Here is a 17,562-nt window from a genome sequence, read left to right on the forward strand (position 1 = left end):
GTTTCCGGCCTTCGGCGTGTTGCTTTCACCTGTTCTGGCAGCCGGGGCCATGGCTCTGTCCTCGGTTTTCGTGCTTACGAACGCATTGCGACTTCGCCGGATAGCACCCGCGATGGACGAAGCAAGGGCCCAACCTGCCTTCGCTCCAACTGCAGCGGCCGTACCAGCTGAATAGGAGGCTTTGACCTGAATATCGGAGACGTCTCGCGTCAATCCGGTCGATTTCCTGCTTGAGGCGAAGCGCGATCTGAACGCGGCCGAACGGGTCTTCCCTAAGATGCAGCGGCTTGCGTCGCTGGTGTCACCGGGCAAAACCGGCACCGATGCGGGTGGCACCTTTCTCCGGCCATCCTGGAGGTATTTGACGATGGATGGCCTGCTTGCTCCGGATCGGAAAGGGAAACACCGCGCCACAAGCAATCGCGATCGAGAACCGCAATCGGGAGAGCCCTCGCAGCGGAAGAATTGCGGGTCTGCCTTTCACTTGGCATCGCACTCTCGCACAAGCAAGAGAGCATGTCCCTCGGAGTGGTGGAGGCTCGGATGTGGCACAATGGCCCGCCGATCAATCTCGCGAAAGCCCAGTGAAGAGTAGAGACGAAGTGCCGGCACATTCGCGTCGAAGCAGATGAGTGAAACTCGCGCGAGGCCTTGCTCCCGCGCAAGGCGGTCAGCCTGGATCATCAGCTTGCGCGCCACCCCTCGGCGACGAAATTCCGGACGGACAGCCACGCCGGAGACGTACAACGATCCCGGCACCTCTAGCTCGGAGTACGGCCGGAGAACAGGGTCTGTCTCGGGGGTCTGGTCACTGACCATTTCGAAGGCATGCAGCATGGCTGCCACCTGGTTCCCGATCTCAAACATGTGGCAATTCTGATAGGAAAACGCTGTGTTTTCGCGTGCATACCGCGACGTCCCAACCTCCAGGAGGTCCGCGCCGGGTGCCCCGGTGCGAGACCAGATATAAGAAGCAAGTCCATCTGAGGACATCAGGAACAGGGCAGCAATTTCGCGTGCGTCTTCCTTCGTGGCCGGACGGATCCGTTCAACAGGCGTTTCGTTATTCGGTTGGACCTTCATTTTCACCCTACTGCTCCCGCATCAGACGCCATGCGCGTGCCATCGACTGTCTCTTCTTCCAGCTCGACTGCTGGAGCGTGCCTCAGTTGGTGCAGCGCAGGTGTGTCACCGTTCCCGATCACATAACGCACGCAGTCACGGCTCAATCCGATGTCGCGCAAATCATGGTCCGACATTCTCTCCAGTGTCTGGATCAGGTTGCGGGTTCGTCTGGCTCTGCGCCAACGTTCCAGAATACCGGTCGCGTTCCAGCGACAGGAAATCCTGCCAACCATGGTCGAAACGGTCATAGCGATGCTCCCCGTTTCTTACGCTCGGTCAGACTGGTGGATGCAGGTCTGTCCGATTGCGTCGACATGTCGATGGTCGGTACCACAGCAGCCACCGAAGACCCGCAAGTTCGGCAAGACCGACAGAAGGCTGGCATAGTCCCTGCCAAGTTCCTGCGGATTGCCATCATCAAGCTCTTCTGCCTCGTCCAGCTCGGCGTGGCTCAGCCGCGACGCATTTGCGCGGAGGCCCCGAATGCGCTTAGACCAGTCTGCGCCACCCTCCAGAACCGATCGGAAGTGATCGGGGTGGGCGCAATTGATCATGTAGTAGGCGGGTGGACAGTCGGCATCGAGTTCGGCGATCGCGTCCTTGAGCGGCTGGCCGGTTGGCAGATGCCCATCGGTCTCGACCGTGAAGGCAAGCGCCAGTGGTACATCCCGTTTCGCACAGGCCCTCGCAATGCCAATGGCCTCGCCGGTATGTGTCATTGTAATCGCGCTGATCATATCGACCCCTGCTGCATCGAGCGTGGCGACCTGAACAGCGTGGTACTCTTCGGCTTCGGCAGCGGTCAGCACGCTTTCGGGCGCGTAGCCATCTCCGCGAGGGCCCATATTGCCGCTTATGACAAAGGGGTGTTCACCTTCAAACTCGGCGCGCAATTCGAAAAGCATTGCGATGGCTTCCTGGTTCGCATGTTTCAATTGTTCGGCCGAGTAACCAAGACGATCGCCCCAGTCACTGCTCGCGCGCCAGGTCGCGCTGTCGAGTATGAAGCCTGTACCCTGCGCATTGGCGATACGGGCATAGCGTTCGTAATAGCGGCGAAGGGCAGCTCGGCCTTCAGTGTCTCTCAAGGCATGGAAGGAGGCAAACAACGGCAAGTCGATGCCGTCGTGAAAAATCAGAGTTGTTTCAAGGCCGCCATCGGTGAGCAGACATGTGTCGCCAATTTGCGGCAGTTTATTACGGTACTTGTGAGGTTCCATTTTCGGTATTTCTCTTGGATTTAATATTTCGCTTTCTGCGACGTTATTTGTGCCGCAGAGCAAATTTCCTGATGACTTCAATATTTTCGCCGGCCGATGCTGGGTTATCTCACCGAACGGCCACTATCGTCCTAGATAGCGGTGCAAGGCCTTTTCAGATATGACGGGCGTCACACCGAATGACGTGGATGCCAGTTTCCGGAAAGCAGACCGTTCATGATGGCTCTGTTGCGCAGATCGCATGAGGGTTTCATCTCGTGAAACCGGCGTGGGTGCTGGGTGGCATGAGCAGACCCGCACCTCCCTCCCTCCTGCAAGACCAGGAACTGGCAGGCCTGAACCAAGCGCTCAAGCGCAGCGGCTGGCGGGCGTTCTGGTTAGATCACGAGATGAGCCGGACGCCCGCGCCGCGCCGCAAGCGCCGGCACCAATCCATCCGAACATCGATTGCAGCCTTGATTGTTTCAATGCATTGCCAGATTTGGGCCGGGACATCGCCCACTCCAACGGTCTTGCCGTCTGGCGTCGCCTCGGTATCCCGTCTCAGAAAGACGGAATACCGACAGCTTCCTTGGCCTTGTCCGTGAGGGTATCCTTTACTGCATCCACAATGTCGTCCTTGAGCGGAGTCTCGTGGATATTGCGTTCCAGCAATCGGCTGGAAGACAACTCCCGTGCGAGATAGAACGCGACGGCGCGTCCGCCAAAACCCTTCGAGAAGTTGGCTTTCTGCTGATAGATCGGGTTGGCTCCCTGGAGACCGTAGCGTCTTGCGCGCTCCATCAGGCCCATCACGAACTGGTAACGTTGCAGCCCGCTCATCTGGCGACCATGCTCGAGACCGGCATCATAGAATACCTTCTCGCCCGGGATCTTGTTGTGAAGCGGGTAATCGTGCCCTGGAAAGAGTGCCGCCGCCACGCCGTTGGCGAACCCTTCATAATACTTCTTGCGCAGCTGACGAACCCGATCGTTTTCCGGATGGAGTTCCTTGAGGGGCTTGAGCAAGGTCTTCAACAGCATTTGGTGTGGCGAAAGGAGCCCCTTGCCCCCGTCGATAGCCTCGCCCACGAGAAATCCGGTCAATTCCTTCTGTACATCGAAATCCTGCGAGTTCGGGACGTGGTTCTGAACGCGGCGGTAAATCATTTCGCGTGCCTGCACGACGAGTTTTTCACCCTCCGGAATGTCGATATTGCGGTTGTCCCATCGCCGATCGAGGATGGTGCGGCGCTGTCGGCGCTCCTCCTGCCTGTGCGCGCGCTCCACCACATCGCCGATCAGCGCATCTCGGAACGGAGCCAGGATCAGTCCAGGCTTGGCACCATCAAACATGAAGTTGAAGCCACGAGGGCCAGGCTTGTGGCAACCGACATATTCTCTCAGGTACCAGTTGATCTCGGCGGGATCGTAGGTCTCGAAGTTGGCAAAGGCCACTTCTTCGGCAGGGATGCCGTCGCAGAACTTGCCGATCGTCTCCCAGCTATCGCCGGCGCCGACAGGCATAACGACTCCACACTTCACCCAGACGCCGTCGCGCTTTTGTTCCGCACGGTTGTGGGGAAAATAGTCCTTGGGGATGGGGTTCTTTGGCTTCCTGATTTGAACGTGCATCAGATCAACACCTCTATTTCAGTATCACTTGAGTTCTTGTTGGGAGGCTGGATATCACGCGTATTGCAGGTCGCACTTGTGAGGCGGGTCACTTGACTCAAACGTGCGGTTTTTGGGTTTAGACGTGGAACTTTGGTTGATCAGGAGCGCTCACGGGCGGAACACGTTTTTTCCAGGCTAGATCTGGAAGACGGGGCTTGTCACGGCACCTGCTCGAAAGCGTAGCACGGTCATGGATGCCGGGGTTCAGTTGGCCCTGATCACGACGTTCCATTTCCCATTGCCAGAAGACGCTGATCCTCACCGGTCTTGTGCCTGGCGCCACCGGCTATTTGTGGCTTTCGCAAATCTCCATCGCGACAACGTTCGGGGATATCGTTCCCCGGTTGTTTGTGATCGGCATCGGCGCTGCGCTGGTCGTGCTTCCGATCAATACGGTGCTACGGACAGGTGACGACCACGGTCGCCGCAGGCTCTTCCGGCTGGGCCGGTCAGGCTGGCGTTGAGGGGCGTCCACGCCATCAGCAGCGCCGCGCATCGTTTCGGCTTGTTGGCATATTCCCTGTCTGTCAAACCCTGGAGCCAATTTTCGAAACGTACCGAGCCATGATCCGCTGGTGCAGGTCGAAGCTAAGCGTGGTTCGGATTCTTTCGTCGACCTTATTGATCACAGCCCGAGCGCCGGGAAAGGTCTTGCGCAGTCCGAAATGGATCGTTTCCGGGCGCTGGTCAAAAATATGGCTGCCAGCAACACTCGAAAGACGTCCCTCATACCCGAGCTCTCTCATTTTGAACTGCATGGTATGAGGATCGGCCAGTGCGAAATCGACATGCCCGGCTTCCAGCATTGATATGACAGACTTTGTTTCCGCAACCAGTGTTCGGTTGGGATGGCCGCGCCAGATCTCGTCCGCACGGCTGTCGCCGATGAGGTCGACGGTTGTGAATTCGTAGAGGTCTTCAATTGACCCGGCTGCGGTTATGGCCGCCACATTCGGATTGTTATTGGCGAAAAAGATGCGCCGTGGGGCGTAGGCAGCAATCGGGGTTGGCGCAAAGCAGGCATACGAAAGGCGTTCGTCGGTAACCTGACAGCAAAATACGTCCGCAGCCCCCGCGGCAACCATGCTTTGCGCACGTGCCCACGGATACCCGTGGTGCAGGAAGGACCCGATACAAGGATCGTCCAGCATGTTCAACAAATCGATCAGGACACCCCGCATCGCCATGACATTCTTGTCGAGATAGGCATATGGCGGTGTGTCTATCTGGAGAGCACTGTTCAGCACCGGCGAATGGCCAGCAGCTGCCCCGGCTGGAAACGCCTTCATCGCCGGAAGTCCGGCAATACATGCAGAAATAAAGAAGCGTCTCGTTATCATTTCAGTAGAACCTCAGCAGAGGTGAAAGTCCCACTGGAGCACCCTTGGCTTTGTTATTGCTTTCCGGTGTGGGGAACCGGTGCCAAGCATTGCTCCAGCAGTATTGCGAAGTCGATGGGACCGCCGTTCTTCAGGTTGTTGCCTTGTTGCGATGTCAGCTGACGGTTTAGCAGGCATCGCTTTTTACACACGAAGTGTAACAAAAAGCACTCCGTCTAGGAACTCCAATTTTGACTGAGTGCCGAACTTTTAAATAAGAGTCTGTTTTTGAATGGAATAATCACTACAAACATGCTAAAGCAATTAGCAATTGCCCTGGTTATTACGCCATATCTGTGATAATTGCCTTAAAGTCAGACTGATGAATTATTCACCGGACTCTTTGATTTCGAGCCGCTTCCTGCGCAAGGGAGAAAATACGGTCGTATCGCAGAATGAACGCAACATCCTACGGCTGCTCCGGCTTTATCCGGGGATGCAGCGCTCGGCCCTCAACGATCACCTCGACCTGACACAGCAGTCGATCTACCGGATCGTTGATGCCCTGGTGGACAGGGGCATGGTGAGATTAGGCGCTCCGATACCCGGTCAGGGACGCGGTCAACCGAGCCCCACCCTGCATCTCAACGGTAATTTTGCCTATTCCTGTGGAATATCGATCCACGCGGATACCATTTACATCTACTTCATGAGCTTCACCGGTGAGCTGATCGCGCAGGATTCCATAGACCTTGTCGGAAAGGACATGGCGACATCCCTCTCAAAGTTGAGGGACGTCATTGCAAACCTGCGTACGCGTCACGCGCTGACGGAAGAAGACAATCTCGGCATCGGTGTGGGCTTCATGGGCTACAACGTTGGCGGGACCCGCTTCAACGGCCCTCTTCCGTTACATGAATGGTCACTGATTGAGCTCGGACCATTGCTGGCGGATGCCTTTGCCAAACCTGTGTGGGTCCTCAATGCGGGACAAATCGCTGCTGCCGGTGAGGCCATGTTCGGCGTGGGTCGATACGTCCAGAACTTTGCCTATATGTTCATAGGCTACGGCTTCGGTGGCGGCTTGATCAGCAACGGTGAACTGCTGCTTGGCGGCAACGGCAACGCCGGTGAGTTCGCTTGTATTCTCGATCCCACTGAAATCGACAGACGGCCAGCGTTGCAGTATCTCATGAAGCAGCTTGAGGCGAACGGTATCAATGTTCCGACTGTGGACTATTTGCAGCATAATTTTCGCCCGGATTGGCCGGGCGTCAAGGAATGGCTGGATTCCATCACACCGGTATACAACCGGTTGATCAACGCCATCTGGGCAGTATTCGGGCCCCAGGCAATCGTTCTTGGTGGTCAGATCCCGCCGGCACTCGCAAGGATGCTGATCGAACGAACCGAGTCTTATGAAATTCCTCGTTACGGCGTGCCCCATCCACCCGCCAAACTTATTGTGAGCGAAGTGAAAGGCGATGCTGCAGCAATCGGGGCTGCCGCGATCCCGTTCAAGAGACTGGTTTTCTAGGGTTCAAACTGTTGCAGTTCATCTCTCACGGGTGCGCAGTATCCGGTAAGCAACTTTGACGGTTGCCGCCTTAACCTTTCCGGAAACATATTGCCCCGACCGGGACCGTTCTTTCCGCAGCTTTCAACAGCGCGAACGGTGAAAACCTCTGGCGCTCAAGCATTTCGTTGCAACAGCCGCTCAGCAAAGCCATCAGTTTTCAGGCAAGCGTCAGGGAAATTCAGATGCAAAACCCGCGTTCCGTATTCAGGGCGCGCTACTCGCGCCTGGTAACGCGGGCTTCGCGTCCGGAGATCTAGTCTTTTCGCAGATTGTCTGCCGAAATTTGCCCGAGCCAGGTTTCGCTCAGGACATCTTCTTCGTGTTTGAGATAGGCCCGGGCTTCTATGGGATTTTGTCCATCGATCCTGGCATCGAAAACCAAACGCCAGCGCTCCGTTCCAACGACCGGCAATACAAAGGGATTTATTGCCGTTCCTTTCGATAGTTCCACCACGGGTTCGACCTCATCTTCGTTCGTCAGGCCTTCCAGGGACTTGCCCTTGAATTCGATCACGACCTTCATCTGATCCTTCGGACGTGGTTGACCAGGTATGCCGCCTTGGCCAATGCGTGTTGCAAACACTCTGGCCCCCAACTGCGGCAGTGCGTGCCTGTCTCGCCATGTCATGCGATAGGAAAATCGTCTTTCGTCTCCAGCATGTGGCAGATCTTCCGGCATGAAATAGGCGATGATATTGTCGTAAATCTCGTCATCTGTGGGGATCTCTACCAATTGAACGCTCCCTTTTCCGAAAGGTTCAGTGGGTTCAATCCAAACAGAAGGCCGCCGGTGGTAAAATACGCCGTCATCCTGATAATTTTCAAAATCACGGTCGCGCTGTGCGAGACCAAACCCCCTCACGTTGTCTGCCTGGAAAGAAGACGTGCGAACTTCAGAAGGGTTGTTAAGGGGGCGCCAGATTATCTCTCCTGTGTTGCCAATCATCGCCAGACCATCGGTATCGTGTACTTCCGGGCGCCAGTCGCTTCCGTTCAGCCGATTGGATTCCGAGTACCAATACATGCTAGTGAGGGGCGCAATTCCCAGTCGTTCTACGGGCTTGCGAAAAAACAGGCGGTTTTCCACGTCCATGATCTGGCCGTTGCCGTCCTCATTTTTCATCTTCATGCGAAAGGCACCTGAAACCGAAGGACTGTCGAGCAGCGCATAGACCGTGAGACTGCCTTCTTCCGTATCTGACTGTTCGAACCAGAACTCCGTGAAGCTCGGGAACTCCTCGGGTGATGAAAGGCCGGTATTCAGCGCAAGCCCGCGCGCCGATTGCCCGTACTGGCGGGACTGACCGTCCGTCCTGAAATAGGAAGCTCCGAGAAAGGATACCCAATCGGTATTCAGATCCTCTCGCATCACCCGGAAACCTGCAAAGCCGATGTTTTCCGGCAGCTTCTTGGCTGGACTGTCCTGAGGGATGTCGAAATAATCTGGCGAATACAGTATTTCTCGCGCCGTTCCATCCACGACCTCGTGCAGCTTGACGGGGTGTTTGAAAAAGCGGCCCAGGTGAAAAAACTGCAGGGGGACACCGGGTGCGATCTCCAGGGTGGCTGACTTTCGAAACCGGATCTTCCAATGGGCATCGTAGTCGATGGCATCCAAAGTTTCTTCGGCGCGAATCTTCCTGGCTTCAAAGGGTTTGGCCGCAAATTCGCGAGCCCTCTCGATCAGGATCTCAAAACTGAATGGTTGAGGTTTCCCGTGAAGGTTTCCTCGTTCAGTGGCGTGCCCGGAAGCAAGTGGTACAAGGGCAAGGAACAGAAGGGCAATGAACGCAAGTCTACGCATGAAGTTTCCGGCTGCTTATCCGTGGTTGCCCTTGCAAACGAACGGCAAGTGCACACACACGATGTGAAACTTGAAGGTCACCTAAAGCGGAAATCAATCGTAGAAATGCGGCGTGTATTTGGCATGGTGTCCACAACCTGTGATCGCCGCGTTGCCGCTCTGACGGCATGTGTGGTCGTGACGCAATAGCGTTGTAATTGTCTCACCAGTATTTCGCCCCGACAATGATGATCACTGCTTCGTCGAGGTGCCACTTTTGTTTGGGGTCGGCCGGTTCCGGCGAACGCAGTGTGCCAAATGTCGGCCGTAACCCCTTTGCGAGTAGCTTCTGACTGACGATGATACCCCACTCTGCCAGGAAGCCTTCAACATCAGCCGTGTTCGCCGCGAAGCGATGGTAAGCCAAACGGCATAGGCGATGAATGATCTCGGAAAGCGAAAGCCTTTCAGGCGAGGCAGATAGCGTGCATCCTAGCAAGGCGCTACAGCTTCAGCGCCAAGACAACAAGTCGGGGATGCCACTTTGTGTGCTACAAATTTTTTGTCTAATTCGCGGCGATCGAAGCAACGTTTGGTCAGTTTTCAGAATCCATGTCGCTCTGCAGCTGTTCTAGAAACTTGTTAATCTTACCGAGAGAATCTTTCATCTTATCAAGCTCTTGTATAACGCCAGGTTGGAGTATTTCAGACGAAACGAGATTTGCCTGAATATCGCTCAATACAATAGCGATTTGACCGTCGTTTCTAAATTCTTGCTGTATGTCTCTCGCAAGCTGCCCGACGATCTTTTTTGTCACGGTAAGGAACCCCTCAGGCAGATGAAGGCCGGTTACCAGAGAAACGCACTTGATGGTTACAACCAGTATTCGCCCCATTGTGATTTCGATCAGTCTTTTTCCAGGCGACGCCTTTCCGAGCAACATCTTGTCGACGCCGCCAACGCCACGCAAAATCCGGCCCAGACAAAACGCAATATTTTCCGGCTTTGTCACCGTTTCCTCAAGTGCCGAAACGATTTCCTTACCGGCGACCTCCAAGAGTTTCGCGAGCAGAACAGCCCACAATGTCGGGCAACGTTCGTGGATGAATTTAAGCGCTTGAAACGCTGGAGTGGCAGCGTCCCATGCTTCGCCAACAAGCTTCGGATGAGCGCCTGCCCACATGACCAGGACGATTGTCTTGCCTGCAGCTGCGACCAGTGGACCAACGAGGAGCCCTTGGACAAACCCCATCAAAATGACGGTTAATCTTACCAGTGGCTTGGCAACCACCATTCCCTCGATGATACCGTCGAGCAAGACCTCTCTCGCAAAGTCAGCGGTTCGAACTGACCAAAGTGTATCTTCCTGAAGATAGACAATGTGGTCCCAGCCCGTTGCAACGATGAGGCGTCTGGATTTTCCCCAGATGTCGCCCTTGCGGATCGTGAGATACCCCCAAGGGGTTGGAAATGGTGCCATCTCAGGCTGCGGCATGTTGAGCAATTCACGCGCACGACGGCGAGCCTCGGGCCCCGACGCAATCCAGCTGGGTGGATGGTCAATATGGTTCTCCAGCTTTCCTGCCGACAAACGGAAAACCGCTGATCGAAAGAAACCCTGGTGCGATTCAACTTGATCCTTCCCCAGATGCAGAAGGCCTGCATCAATTCTCGCCAGATCATCAGCGATTTGAACAGTGGTTGGATTGATAGTTGTCTTGTTGAGAGTAGGGTCGACCTTCGCCAATGCCTCAAACATGCGTATGGCGGACAAGGCGGAGTTGTAAGCCCGTTTTCCGGCGAGGTCCTCGTTAAACGTCCGGGGACCTGTCGCACTGGTCATTCCAAGGACTGATAAGTTGTAGTCGCCTTGACCCAACGCGCGGACAGCATTCACCATGTAGCGAACGACTTTTTCCCGGATGACTTTGTTGTGCCCTGGAAGAAGCGTCGCCTTGTTCTTGTCGAAAAAAAGAAAAAGGTTCCCCTTTATGACCGCATGGTATTTGTCGCGGCTAGGCTCAATTTCTTCGCTATAATACAGAAAGTCCTTCGCCATGAGCACTGTCCTGTCCGAAAGTCGAACAACACTTGATTTGGCTCGGATGCGCGCCCTGCGAGATTTTGCCTGATTAGGCACAAAAGAGTGTGCGCTCTACAGTCAAACGAAGTTGTCGAGCTTGCAAAGAAATTCGTATATTTTTTCAGAGGCAAGCTTGATCTGATTATACTGCTTCTCACCGATTTAACGCAACGTAAAGTAACGGTTCCTTGCAAGACATTGGGCTAATCAGCTGGAATCTTTTTGATCGAAGAACGCGGCCCTATCGATGGACGCGCGTAAACGCAATTATCGAAGCTGTAGAGCATGACAATAGTTGTCTGGGTGTGATCAGTCTGCCAAGAAACCGCCGCTTTTGGTATTCGATCGGTACAGGCGAGATGACGTAACTGTTCAGGAAGCGATCGCCTGGGCGGACCAGGCTAAATGCCCTGTCACTTTCTACCTCTATGACGCCGACAACGACACTAACAATGTGCACTTCCGATTTACTGAACACCGGTTCCCGTAAGGCCCTGGTGAGCCCGGTTAATGAGAGTTCACGACCTAATGTATCTACCGTTGCATTATGGGTCAGGTACTTCACGGATACGCCGGCGGCGCTTTTGCCCGGCTTTGATGCCCAGCTGAAGCAACCAATGACGAATTGCGGCTATGCAGTACTACCGGAAATCGGCATACGCGGCCGCCACGGCACCGGTGAACTCCATCTCAAGGATCGGCAAAAACCGTGGCAGGCGGGCTGCCTGCGGCTTGAAAAATTGTCTCGTCCCATTTGCGGAGAACGGTTGCCGTGGAAAAGCGTTCCAGCGAGGGCGGGCCGGCATCGCAGAAAGACCTGCGCAGCCCCGGGTCGGTAAGGACCCGAGTGATCGCCGAAACAAGCGCCTCTTTGCTGCCCATCGGCACGAGCAGGCCCGTGGTTCCGTCCTGCACGATCTCACCGGGGCCCCAGGGGCAGTCGACGGAAACAACCGCCATTCCGCTCGACATCGCCTCAAGGACGACATTCGCAAATCCTTCGAAGCGTGAACTCAGGGCAAACACGTCGCCGGGCGATGTCCATTCGCCCGGCACTTGCGTGACACCCGCCAGGCGAACGACTTCCTGCAGCCCGAGGTCGGAAATCTGCTTTTCGAGCGCGGACCGCTCCGGACCTTCGCCATAGATCGTCAACTCCGCATCAGGGACGCGCTCCACGACCTGAGCAAAGCCAGCGATGAGGATATCAAACCCTTTCTGCCGGTCGAGCCGTCCTACCGCAACAACTCTGCGGCCCGCATCAGGGCGCGGCCTGGCGCGCGGCAGCGGCGTGACCGGATTTGGAATAACGATGGTTTTTTTTCGGACGCGGTCGGGTTGTCTTGCGCGCGCGCGCTCAGTCATCACGACGACCCTGGTCGCTGCAAAGGCCGCCATCGGCCGCGTCCAGCGCCAGAAGCGGCTCATTTGCTGAAGATCGAAATTGTTGCGTTCTGATATAATGGTCGGTGTGCCGGTGCCCGCGGTCGCAAGTACTGTTATGACGTTGATCTTGGTCAGAAAGGAGACGACCAAATCCGGTCGGATCCTTGCCAGGCGCCTGCGCAGATCCATTGCCCGTTGTACAGTGACAAAATGCCGGGAATACTGGCCGGTTCGGCTTAGGCCTTCGACCTGAATTTCGGGATTGTAGGAAAAATACGAGGTGGAATCGGTCGCATTGAGGGCGATCACGTGTACATCGTCGCCAGCGGCAAGGCGGTGGTGGGCCAGCAGGTTGACGACTTTTTCCGCACCGCCTGCCCCGAGGCCCGCAAGAACAAACACTACACGCATTACGGATCCTTTCTCGCTACAGAGCTGTGAAGCCGTTCGGCACCGACTGGGTATTCATTTCCGCGCTGTTCATCCAACCATGATCAACGGCGAAACGGACAATCTGCGCACGCGAATGAAGGTTGAGCTTATCGGTCGCCCTGGACTCGTCGGTTTCCACCGACTTGGTGCGGATGTCCGCACGGGCGAGAATTAACGAGCTGTAAAAACAGAATATCCCCCGAGAAATGCACAGTTAAAAGTATAGCGTTGCCACTAATCGTATAGTGGCGTTGATTATCAATCAGGACGTGGCTTGATTTGAGCTCTTTTTTTGTTGTCTAAGCTTGGAGTTTTTCTATTTTCAACAGAACCTTTCGCGTTCTTATCGGTTTCCTTCGGAGCACTTTCCATAATCAAAGTGCAAGAGTTTCCATTAAAAGCACGGTCTTGCGGAGATTGTTACGAGTACCCTTTATGCTCGCAGGTCAGACCATGCGGCTTCCCACCCCCCTGCAGGTCGGTCACCCAGCTTACCACCTGAACTTCTTGCACAGGAGCGAAGAAATAAAATTTAATCAACCATCAGCCCCCATGTTTACGAATACTACACCATGAACGCCGCGCAGGGGAAGCTTTGAATTTCGCAAGTTTTCATGCGAGGCGCGAGGCCTTTTATTAGCAAAGCTTGCTTATGTGCTTAATCAGTAAGGAAGTAATATTTTTTAAAGGTGATGATGTATGCGAATAGTAATGCAATAATACTTCTCATAGCATATTGGGTGAATGCAAGAATTTTCGTCCGATATTACAGTGCCTAGGTCAATTTATCGAGGGTGTTCAATTTCGCAGGCTCTTCCAGCGAGACACGGTTTGATAAGTCAGGTTTTAGAGGTGCTTGGAAGATGTTTTCGCAACTCGTTCATCGAATACAGACCAAGTGTTCTAGGACCTACTTTTTGTATCGAAAAGTGGCTGCAGCCTTGTTCCGACGTCTGGAAAGCATGAAGTCCAGCGTCTTTCCGGACTTGTCGACCGCCCGGTAAAGATAGACCCATTTGCCCTTCACGCGAACGTAGAAGAAGACGGCGAACGGGATCAGGTCCTTCGGGAAATGGAAACCTTTGAAGGAATTAGCCATCGTACGTCTCCAGGACACCGGAAAATCAACGACGCCTCGATACCTCCACATCGCTTCATGTAAAGTTTGCGACAGAACTGGTTCAAGCGCCGGCCCTGACCACAAAGACAATGTCCGGCAGATGTCTCAATCTTTCCGGAGAACATGCTTGGCGAGTGCCTAGGCTCGGCGCAAGTCGACCCGACGCGCGTAGATGTGAAAGACCGGCGCTCCGCCCTCAGCCATCGGGTGATCCTTGATCACTGTCTTGTAGCCGCGGTCTTCAAGCTCCGAGCTGAGGGAGACCAGTTCGTCCTGCCCGCGATGCACTTCAACGACCAGTTGCCGGATCTTCGGCCAGAACGCGGCATCGATCCCGTCGAGCACCGCGCGCTCCTGTCCTTCCGTGTCGATTTTCAAAAGGTCGATCATCTCCACGCCAGTGCGATGAACAACATTTGCCAGGGTATCGACGTCGACCTTGACTGTATCCTTGTGGAACAGCTGTTCGATGAAGGCATCGTCGTCAAGTTTTTCATGGGCGCCCGACCTGTCGATGATCGCGCGGATATCCGCACTGGCGCCCTCTCCGAAAAGTAGATTTCGCAGGCCGTTGGCAAGTATTTCGCCCACCCCTGTGTCCCCCGTCGACAGTGCGGACAATGCCGGATAGTGGGTGAATTCTGCTGTGCCTTGCCGAGCCCCGAGCGCGAGCCTGAAGGCTTCAGCCCGCCCGTTGAGATCGGCCAAATTGCTATGCAGGGCTTCGAAGGTTGCCGGCATCGGTTCGAACGCGAAGATTTGCATGGCCGGACAAAGATCGCGCAGTCTGAGGCTGAAAAGCCCGATGTTGGCACCGACATCGAAACAGATGCCGTCGGCTGGCAGATCCAGTCCGTGCTGCGTCAAATCCTCCGACACGACCTCGTGCCAACCGAAACCGACTTCATACGCGTTCACACAACAGATTTGCCGTCCATCTGGAAGCGTTGTCCTTGCAACACTCATGATCGATCCGCACTCCCCTGCCCCGCCCTGAAACGTTCCTGACGGTCAAGACTATCTAGCACGCACGAATACCCGCCCAAACAGAACGTGCCTCATGGGGCCATTCCTGACGCGGTTGTCCTCAGAAAATAGGAACCACTTCCGAACCTGGACCTCGGGCGAGGGTGTCGAAGGCGGTAGAGTGTTGATTTCCAACGAGAATTGGCTCTGACTCACATTTGCTGCTGTTGGAAGGCTCGCTTTTGCTGGTTCACTGGAGGATCAGCTTATGCGACATCGAATTCCGCGCGCGAGCCTCGCGCCTGACGGCTTTTCAGTAGATGAAGTAAAGGTTGTAGCGGATAGCGTTCAAATCCAGTTGCGGTCGCGCCAACCTTCGGGAACATGTCCGGACTGCGGGAGACTAAGCCGAAGAGTTCAAAGCCGATATGTGCGCCGACCTGCTGATCTTCCGCTTTCCGGTCGGCGTGTACAATTGATAATAGTCGCGCGCCGGTTCTGGTGCGATGCCGTCCTATGCGGTCGGCGCATCTTCTGCGAGCAGTTCGATGGCAGTGTATTGGCTCGCTATGGTCGGCGTACCCAACGGCTGGAAACAATCGTCCACCATCTCGGCCTGGCCCTCGGCGGCAGACCGGCCGCCGCCTTTGCCAACCGCCTCATGATGCCAGCGAGCAACGACACGCTGCTGCGTGTGGTTCGCCGGCGTATTGCCGATCACAGCGATGAACTCACCGTCATAGGTATTGATGACTTTGCCTTTCGACGCGGCCAGACCTACGGCACAATCGTTTGCGACCTGGAACGGCGGAGGCCTGTTACCCTCTTGCTGGATCGGGCGCTGGATGCGTCTCGATCATGGCTTGCCCAACATCAGTCGATATCGATCGTCGCTCGCGACCGGGGTGGCGGCTACGGCGAGGCCATCGCGAAGGCCCTGCCTGATGCGGACCAGGTCGCCGACCGTTGGCATCTGATGGAGAATTCCAGCCGGGCCTTTCTCGACGCTGTCGGCAGGTCTATGCGCCAGATCAGGCAGGCGGTTGTCAGCAATGTCATTGACCCCGAGCTTTTGACGTATGCGGAAAAGTTGCAGTACGAGGGTTATCTGCGCCGCCAGGAAACGAATGAAGCGATCCGGGAGCTGTCGAAAAAGGGCACCCCCATTCGGCAGATCGTGCGGCAAACCGGTCATAGCCGGAAGCTTGTCCGCGACGTATTAAGAGGCCAGCGCCTTGATGTGTTTCGTAAACGGTCCAGCTCGCTCGATAGCTGGCTGCCTTGGCTTAACAGTCGCTGGGACGAAGGGGCTCGAAATGCCTTGGCACTTTGGCGTGAGATGCGGGAGAAGGGCTTTCCAGGGCAAAGTGGCGTCGTCTCACAATGGGCACAGCGCCGGCGGCTGGCAGAGAAAGCTAACCAGAGTGGTCTCGCCCGAACGCCGTCGGCAAGGGTTATCGCTCGATTGATGACTGCCGCACGCGATGATTTGGCGAAGTCCGAGGCAGTCCTGGTGGCGTCGATTGAAATGAGTGTTCCGGAACTGGTGGCCGCGCGCGACGCCATTGGCGACTTCCAATCCATGATCCGTTCGAAGACAGCACGCAGGCTTGATGACTGGCTTGAAACAGCCAAGAACAGCTTAGTCGGATCCTTCGCCAACGGCGTCGAAAAGGATATCGACGCCGTCCGAAACGCCATCATCTCTCCTTGGTCGAATGGACAAACGGAGGGACAGATCACACGCCTGAAGCTCATCAAACGCCAAATGTACGGGCGAGCAAAACTCGATCTATTGCAGGCGCGATTGATTGGCGCATCCTAATAGCTACACGTCAGCAAATGTGCGTCAGAGCTAGTTCTCAGTGAAAAAATCGGGCCTTACCGGGTCAGTTCTCGGTGAAAATCAGCAGGCTAGCAGCCTTCGCGGTCACGGGAAGCCCTTTCAAAACGCCTGCATGCAGGTATGGTCGGCGTGAACACCTTCATGATCGCGCATGCAGAAGCGCCATTTGGAGATGTTGATCATTCCGGCATGGGCCGCGAAGGTGGGCGCGAAGCCATCGAGGACTATCAAAACACCAAACTCTCCCACATCATGGCAGGCTAGCGCATGTTGAGTTTTTCAAATCCGTTGCGAAAGGTATGGGCCGAGGGGCGTGCCGCTGTAAATGGCTGGCTCGCGGTACCTTCGGTCTTGAGCGCCGAGGCCATGGCGGTTGCCGGATGGGACGTACTTACGGTGGACTTGCAGCACGGTACGGCCGATTACGCCGACCTACTGTCCCTCCTCCCGGTAATCGAAAAGTCCGGTGCCGCTTCGTTGGTCCGCGTTCCCTGGGTCGATGAGGCGGCCATCATGCGTGCCCTGGACGCCGGTGCGATGGGGATAATTGCCCCCATGATAGAAACCGCTGCAGATGCGGAACGATTTGTCTCCGCTTGCCTGTATCCGCCGGAAGGCGGCAGGAGTTCGGGACCGGTAAGGGCGCGCCTGGCGTTGGGGGCGGACTATCAGCGTGTCTCCAACAAGGAGGTTGTCACCCTCGCGATGATCGAAACGAAATCCGCGGTTGATGAGCTTGAAGAGATCCTGAAGGTTCCTGGCTTGACGGGTGTCTACATCGGTCCGTCGGATCTCGGGTCCGCGTTCGGACACGGACCGGGATTTGACCGGACTGAACCCGAAGTGGTCGATCTGATCGAACATATCAGAAAAACAGCTGCCTCAGCGGGTCTGGTGTGTTGCCTCCATTGCGGAACACCAGACTATGCACGAGCCGCGGTGGAGCGGGGTATGAACATGGTGACGATTGGCTCGGACGCCCGCTTTGTAGAGGCCGGTGCTCAGGAAGTGGTTTCAAGGTTCCATCTTTCTGAGGTCTGACTGAC

12 protein-coding genes and 3 pseudogenes are annotated in these 17,562 nt (G+C 55.6%); 4 read left to right on the top strand and 11 right to left on the bottom strand.

Features of this window, described 5'->3' with window-relative positions:
• Positions 1 to 480: 480 nt before the first annotated feature.
• The 5 genes from ACYQ54_RS28135 to ACYQ54_RS28155 all read right to left on the bottom strand — a co-directional run bounded on the left by ACYQ54_RS28135 (position 481) and on the right by ACYQ54_RS28155 (position 5,290).
• Positions 481 to 1,083, bottom strand: coding sequence for a GNAT family N-acetyltransferase (locus ACYQ54_RS28135; RefSeq protein ID WP_460088459.1), 603 nt, complete (start codon positions 1,081 to 1,083; stop codon positions 481 to 483).
• Positions 1,084 to 1,085: 2 nt separating this feature from the next.
• Complete coding sequence (locus tag ACYQ54_RS28140) at positions 1,086 to 1,373, bottom strand: DUF1127 domain-containing protein (protein ID WP_460088386.1); 288 nt, start codon at positions 1,371 to 1,373, stop codon at positions 1,086 to 1,088.
• A gap of 18 nt (positions 1,374 to 1,391) precedes the next feature.
• Positions 1,392 to 2,345, bottom strand: a complete 954-nt coding sequence (locus ACYQ54_RS28145; protein ID WP_460088387.1) for a homocysteine S-methyltransferase family protein — start codon at positions 2,343 to 2,345, stop codon at positions 1,392 to 1,394.
• Between the two features lie 543 nt (positions 2,346 to 2,888).
• The gene (locus ACYQ54_RS28150) at positions 2,889 to 3,851 is read right to left on the bottom strand and encodes a hypothetical protein (RefSeq protein ID WP_460088388.1); all 963 of its coding nucleotides are present in this window, start codon (positions 3,849 to 3,851) and stop codon (positions 2,889 to 2,891) included.
• A 677-nt stretch (positions 3,852 to 4,528) separates the two neighbouring features.
• The gene (locus ACYQ54_RS28155; RefSeq protein WP_460088391.1) at positions 4,529 to 5,290 is read right to left on the bottom strand and encodes a type 2 periplasmic-binding domain-containing protein; all 762 of its coding nucleotides are present in this window, start codon (positions 5,288 to 5,290) and stop codon (positions 4,529 to 4,531) included.
• 412 nt (positions 5,291 to 5,702) lie between these two features.
• On the opposite strand from ACYQ54_RS28155, the gene ACYQ54_RS28160 reads away from it, so the two are divergent.
• Positions 5,703 to 6,857, top strand: coding sequence for an ROK family protein (locus ACYQ54_RS28160; RefSeq protein WP_460088462.1), 1,155 nt, complete (start codon positions 5,703 to 5,705; stop codon positions 6,855 to 6,857).
• A 295-nt stretch (positions 6,858 to 7,152) separates the two neighbouring features.
• On the opposite strand, the gene ACYQ54_RS28165 is transcribed toward ACYQ54_RS28160, so the two are convergent.
• The 6 genes and pseudogenes from ACYQ54_RS28165 to ACYQ54_RS28190 all read right to left on the bottom strand — a co-directional run bounded on the left by ACYQ54_RS28165 (position 7,153) and on the right by ACYQ54_RS28190 (position 14,622).
• A complete protein-coding gene (locus tag ACYQ54_RS28165) occupies positions 7,153 to 8,703 on the bottom strand; it encodes an OpgD/OpgG family glucan biosynthesis protein (RefSeq protein WP_460088392.1) in 1,551 nt (516 codons plus the stop codon).
• A gap of 205 nt (positions 8,704 to 8,908) precedes the next feature.
• A pseudogene (locus tag ACYQ54_RS28170) lies at positions 8,909 to 9,162 on the bottom strand (IS6 family transposase); the annotation flags it as partial.
• A gap of 116 nt (positions 9,163 to 9,278) precedes the next feature.
• A complete protein-coding gene (locus ACYQ54_RS28175; RefSeq protein WP_460088394.1) occupies positions 9,279 to 10,742 on the bottom strand; it encodes a hypothetical protein in 1,464 nt (487 codons plus the stop codon).
• Positions 10,743 to 11,456: 714 nt separating this feature from the next.
• Positions 11,457 to 12,563 (bottom strand): glycosyltransferase family 4 protein, encoded by a 1,107-nt coding sequence (locus tag ACYQ54_RS28180; RefSeq protein WP_460088396.1) that lies wholly within the window; start codon positions 12,561 to 12,563, stop codon positions 11,457 to 11,459.
• Positions 12,564 to 13,515: 952 nt separating this feature from the next.
• A pseudogene (locus ACYQ54_RS28185) lies at positions 13,516 to 13,620 on the bottom strand (DDE-type integrase/transposase/recombinase); the annotation flags it as partial.
• Positions 13,621 to 13,842: 222 nt separating this feature from the next.
• Positions 13,843 to 14,622 (bottom strand): FkbM family methyltransferase, encoded by a 780-nt coding sequence (locus ACYQ54_RS28190; RefSeq protein ID WP_460088398.1) that lies wholly within the window; start codon positions 14,620 to 14,622, stop codon positions 13,843 to 13,845.
• Between the two features lie 316 nt (positions 14,623 to 14,938).
• Between ACYQ54_RS28190 and ACYQ54_RS28195 the strand changes: the two genes are divergently transcribed.
• From ACYQ54_RS28195 to ACYQ54_RS28205, 3 genes and pseudogenes are all read left to right on the top strand, one after another.
• Positions 14,939 to 16,495 carry an ISL3 family transposase gene (locus ACYQ54_RS28195; protein WP_460088399.1) on the top strand — a complete coding sequence of 519 codons (1,557 nt, stop codon included), beginning with the start codon at positions 14,939 to 14,941 and terminating at the stop codon, positions 16,493 to 16,495.
• Between the two features lie 123 nt (positions 16,496 to 16,618).
• Positions 16,619 to 16,780 (top strand): annotated as a pseudogene (locus ACYQ54_RS28200) (aldehyde dehydrogenase family protein); the annotation flags it as partial.
• 3 nt (positions 16,781 to 16,783) lie between these two features.
• A complete protein-coding gene (locus tag ACYQ54_RS28205) occupies positions 16,784 to 17,557 on the top strand; it encodes an HpcH/HpaI aldolase family protein (RefSeq protein ID WP_460088401.1) in 774 nt (257 codons plus the stop codon).
• The last annotated feature ends 5 nt before the right edge of the window (positions 17,558 to 17,562 follow it).

It is taken from the genome of Roseibium sp. LAB1 (assembly GCF_054658235.1).

Bases quoted from the DNA above. Each gene is read 5' to 3' on its own strand.
- ACYQ54_RS28160 (WP_460088462.1), top strand. From the start codon at position 5,703: ATGAATTATTCACCGGACTCTTTGATTTCGAGCCGCTTCCTGCGCAAG.
- ACYQ54_RS28205 (WP_460088401.1), top strand. From the start codon at position 16,784: ATGTTGAGTTTTTCAAATCCGTTGCGAAAGGTATGGGCCGAGGGGCGT.
- ACYQ54_RS28180 (WP_460088396.1), bottom strand. From the start codon at position 12,563: ATGCGTGTAGTGTTTGTTCTTGCGGGCCTCGGGGCAGGCGGTGCGGAA.
- ACYQ54_RS28195 (WP_460088399.1), top strand. From the start codon at position 14,939: ATGCGACATCGAATTCCGCGCGCGAGCCTCGCGCCTGACGGCTTTTCA.
- ACYQ54_RS28155 (WP_460088391.1), bottom strand. From the start codon at position 5,290: ATGAAGGCGTTTCCAGCCGGGGCAGCTGCTGGCCATTCGCCGGTGCTG.
- ACYQ54_RS28165 (WP_460088392.1), bottom strand. From the start codon at position 8,703: ATGCGTAGACTTGCGTTCATTGCCCTTCTGTTCCTTGCCCTTGTACCA.
- ACYQ54_RS28140 (WP_460088386.1), bottom strand. From the start codon at position 1,373: ATGACCGTTTCGACCATGGTTGGCAGGATTTCCTGTCGCTGGAACGCG.
- ACYQ54_RS28150 (WP_460088388.1), bottom strand. From the start codon at position 3,851: ATGCCTGTCGGCGCCGGCGATAGCTGGGAGACGATCGGCAAGTTCTGC.
- ACYQ54_RS28175 (WP_460088394.1), bottom strand. From the start codon at position 10,742: ATGGCGAAGGACTTTCTGTATTATAGCGAAGAAATTGAGCCTAGCCGC.
- ACYQ54_RS28145 (WP_460088387.1), bottom strand. From the start codon at position 2,345: ATGGAACCTCACAAGTACCGTAATAAACTGCCGCAAATTGGCGACACA.
- ACYQ54_RS28135 (WP_460088459.1), bottom strand. From the start codon at position 1,083: ATGAAGGTCCAACCGAATAACGAAACGCCTGTTGAACGGATCCGTCCG.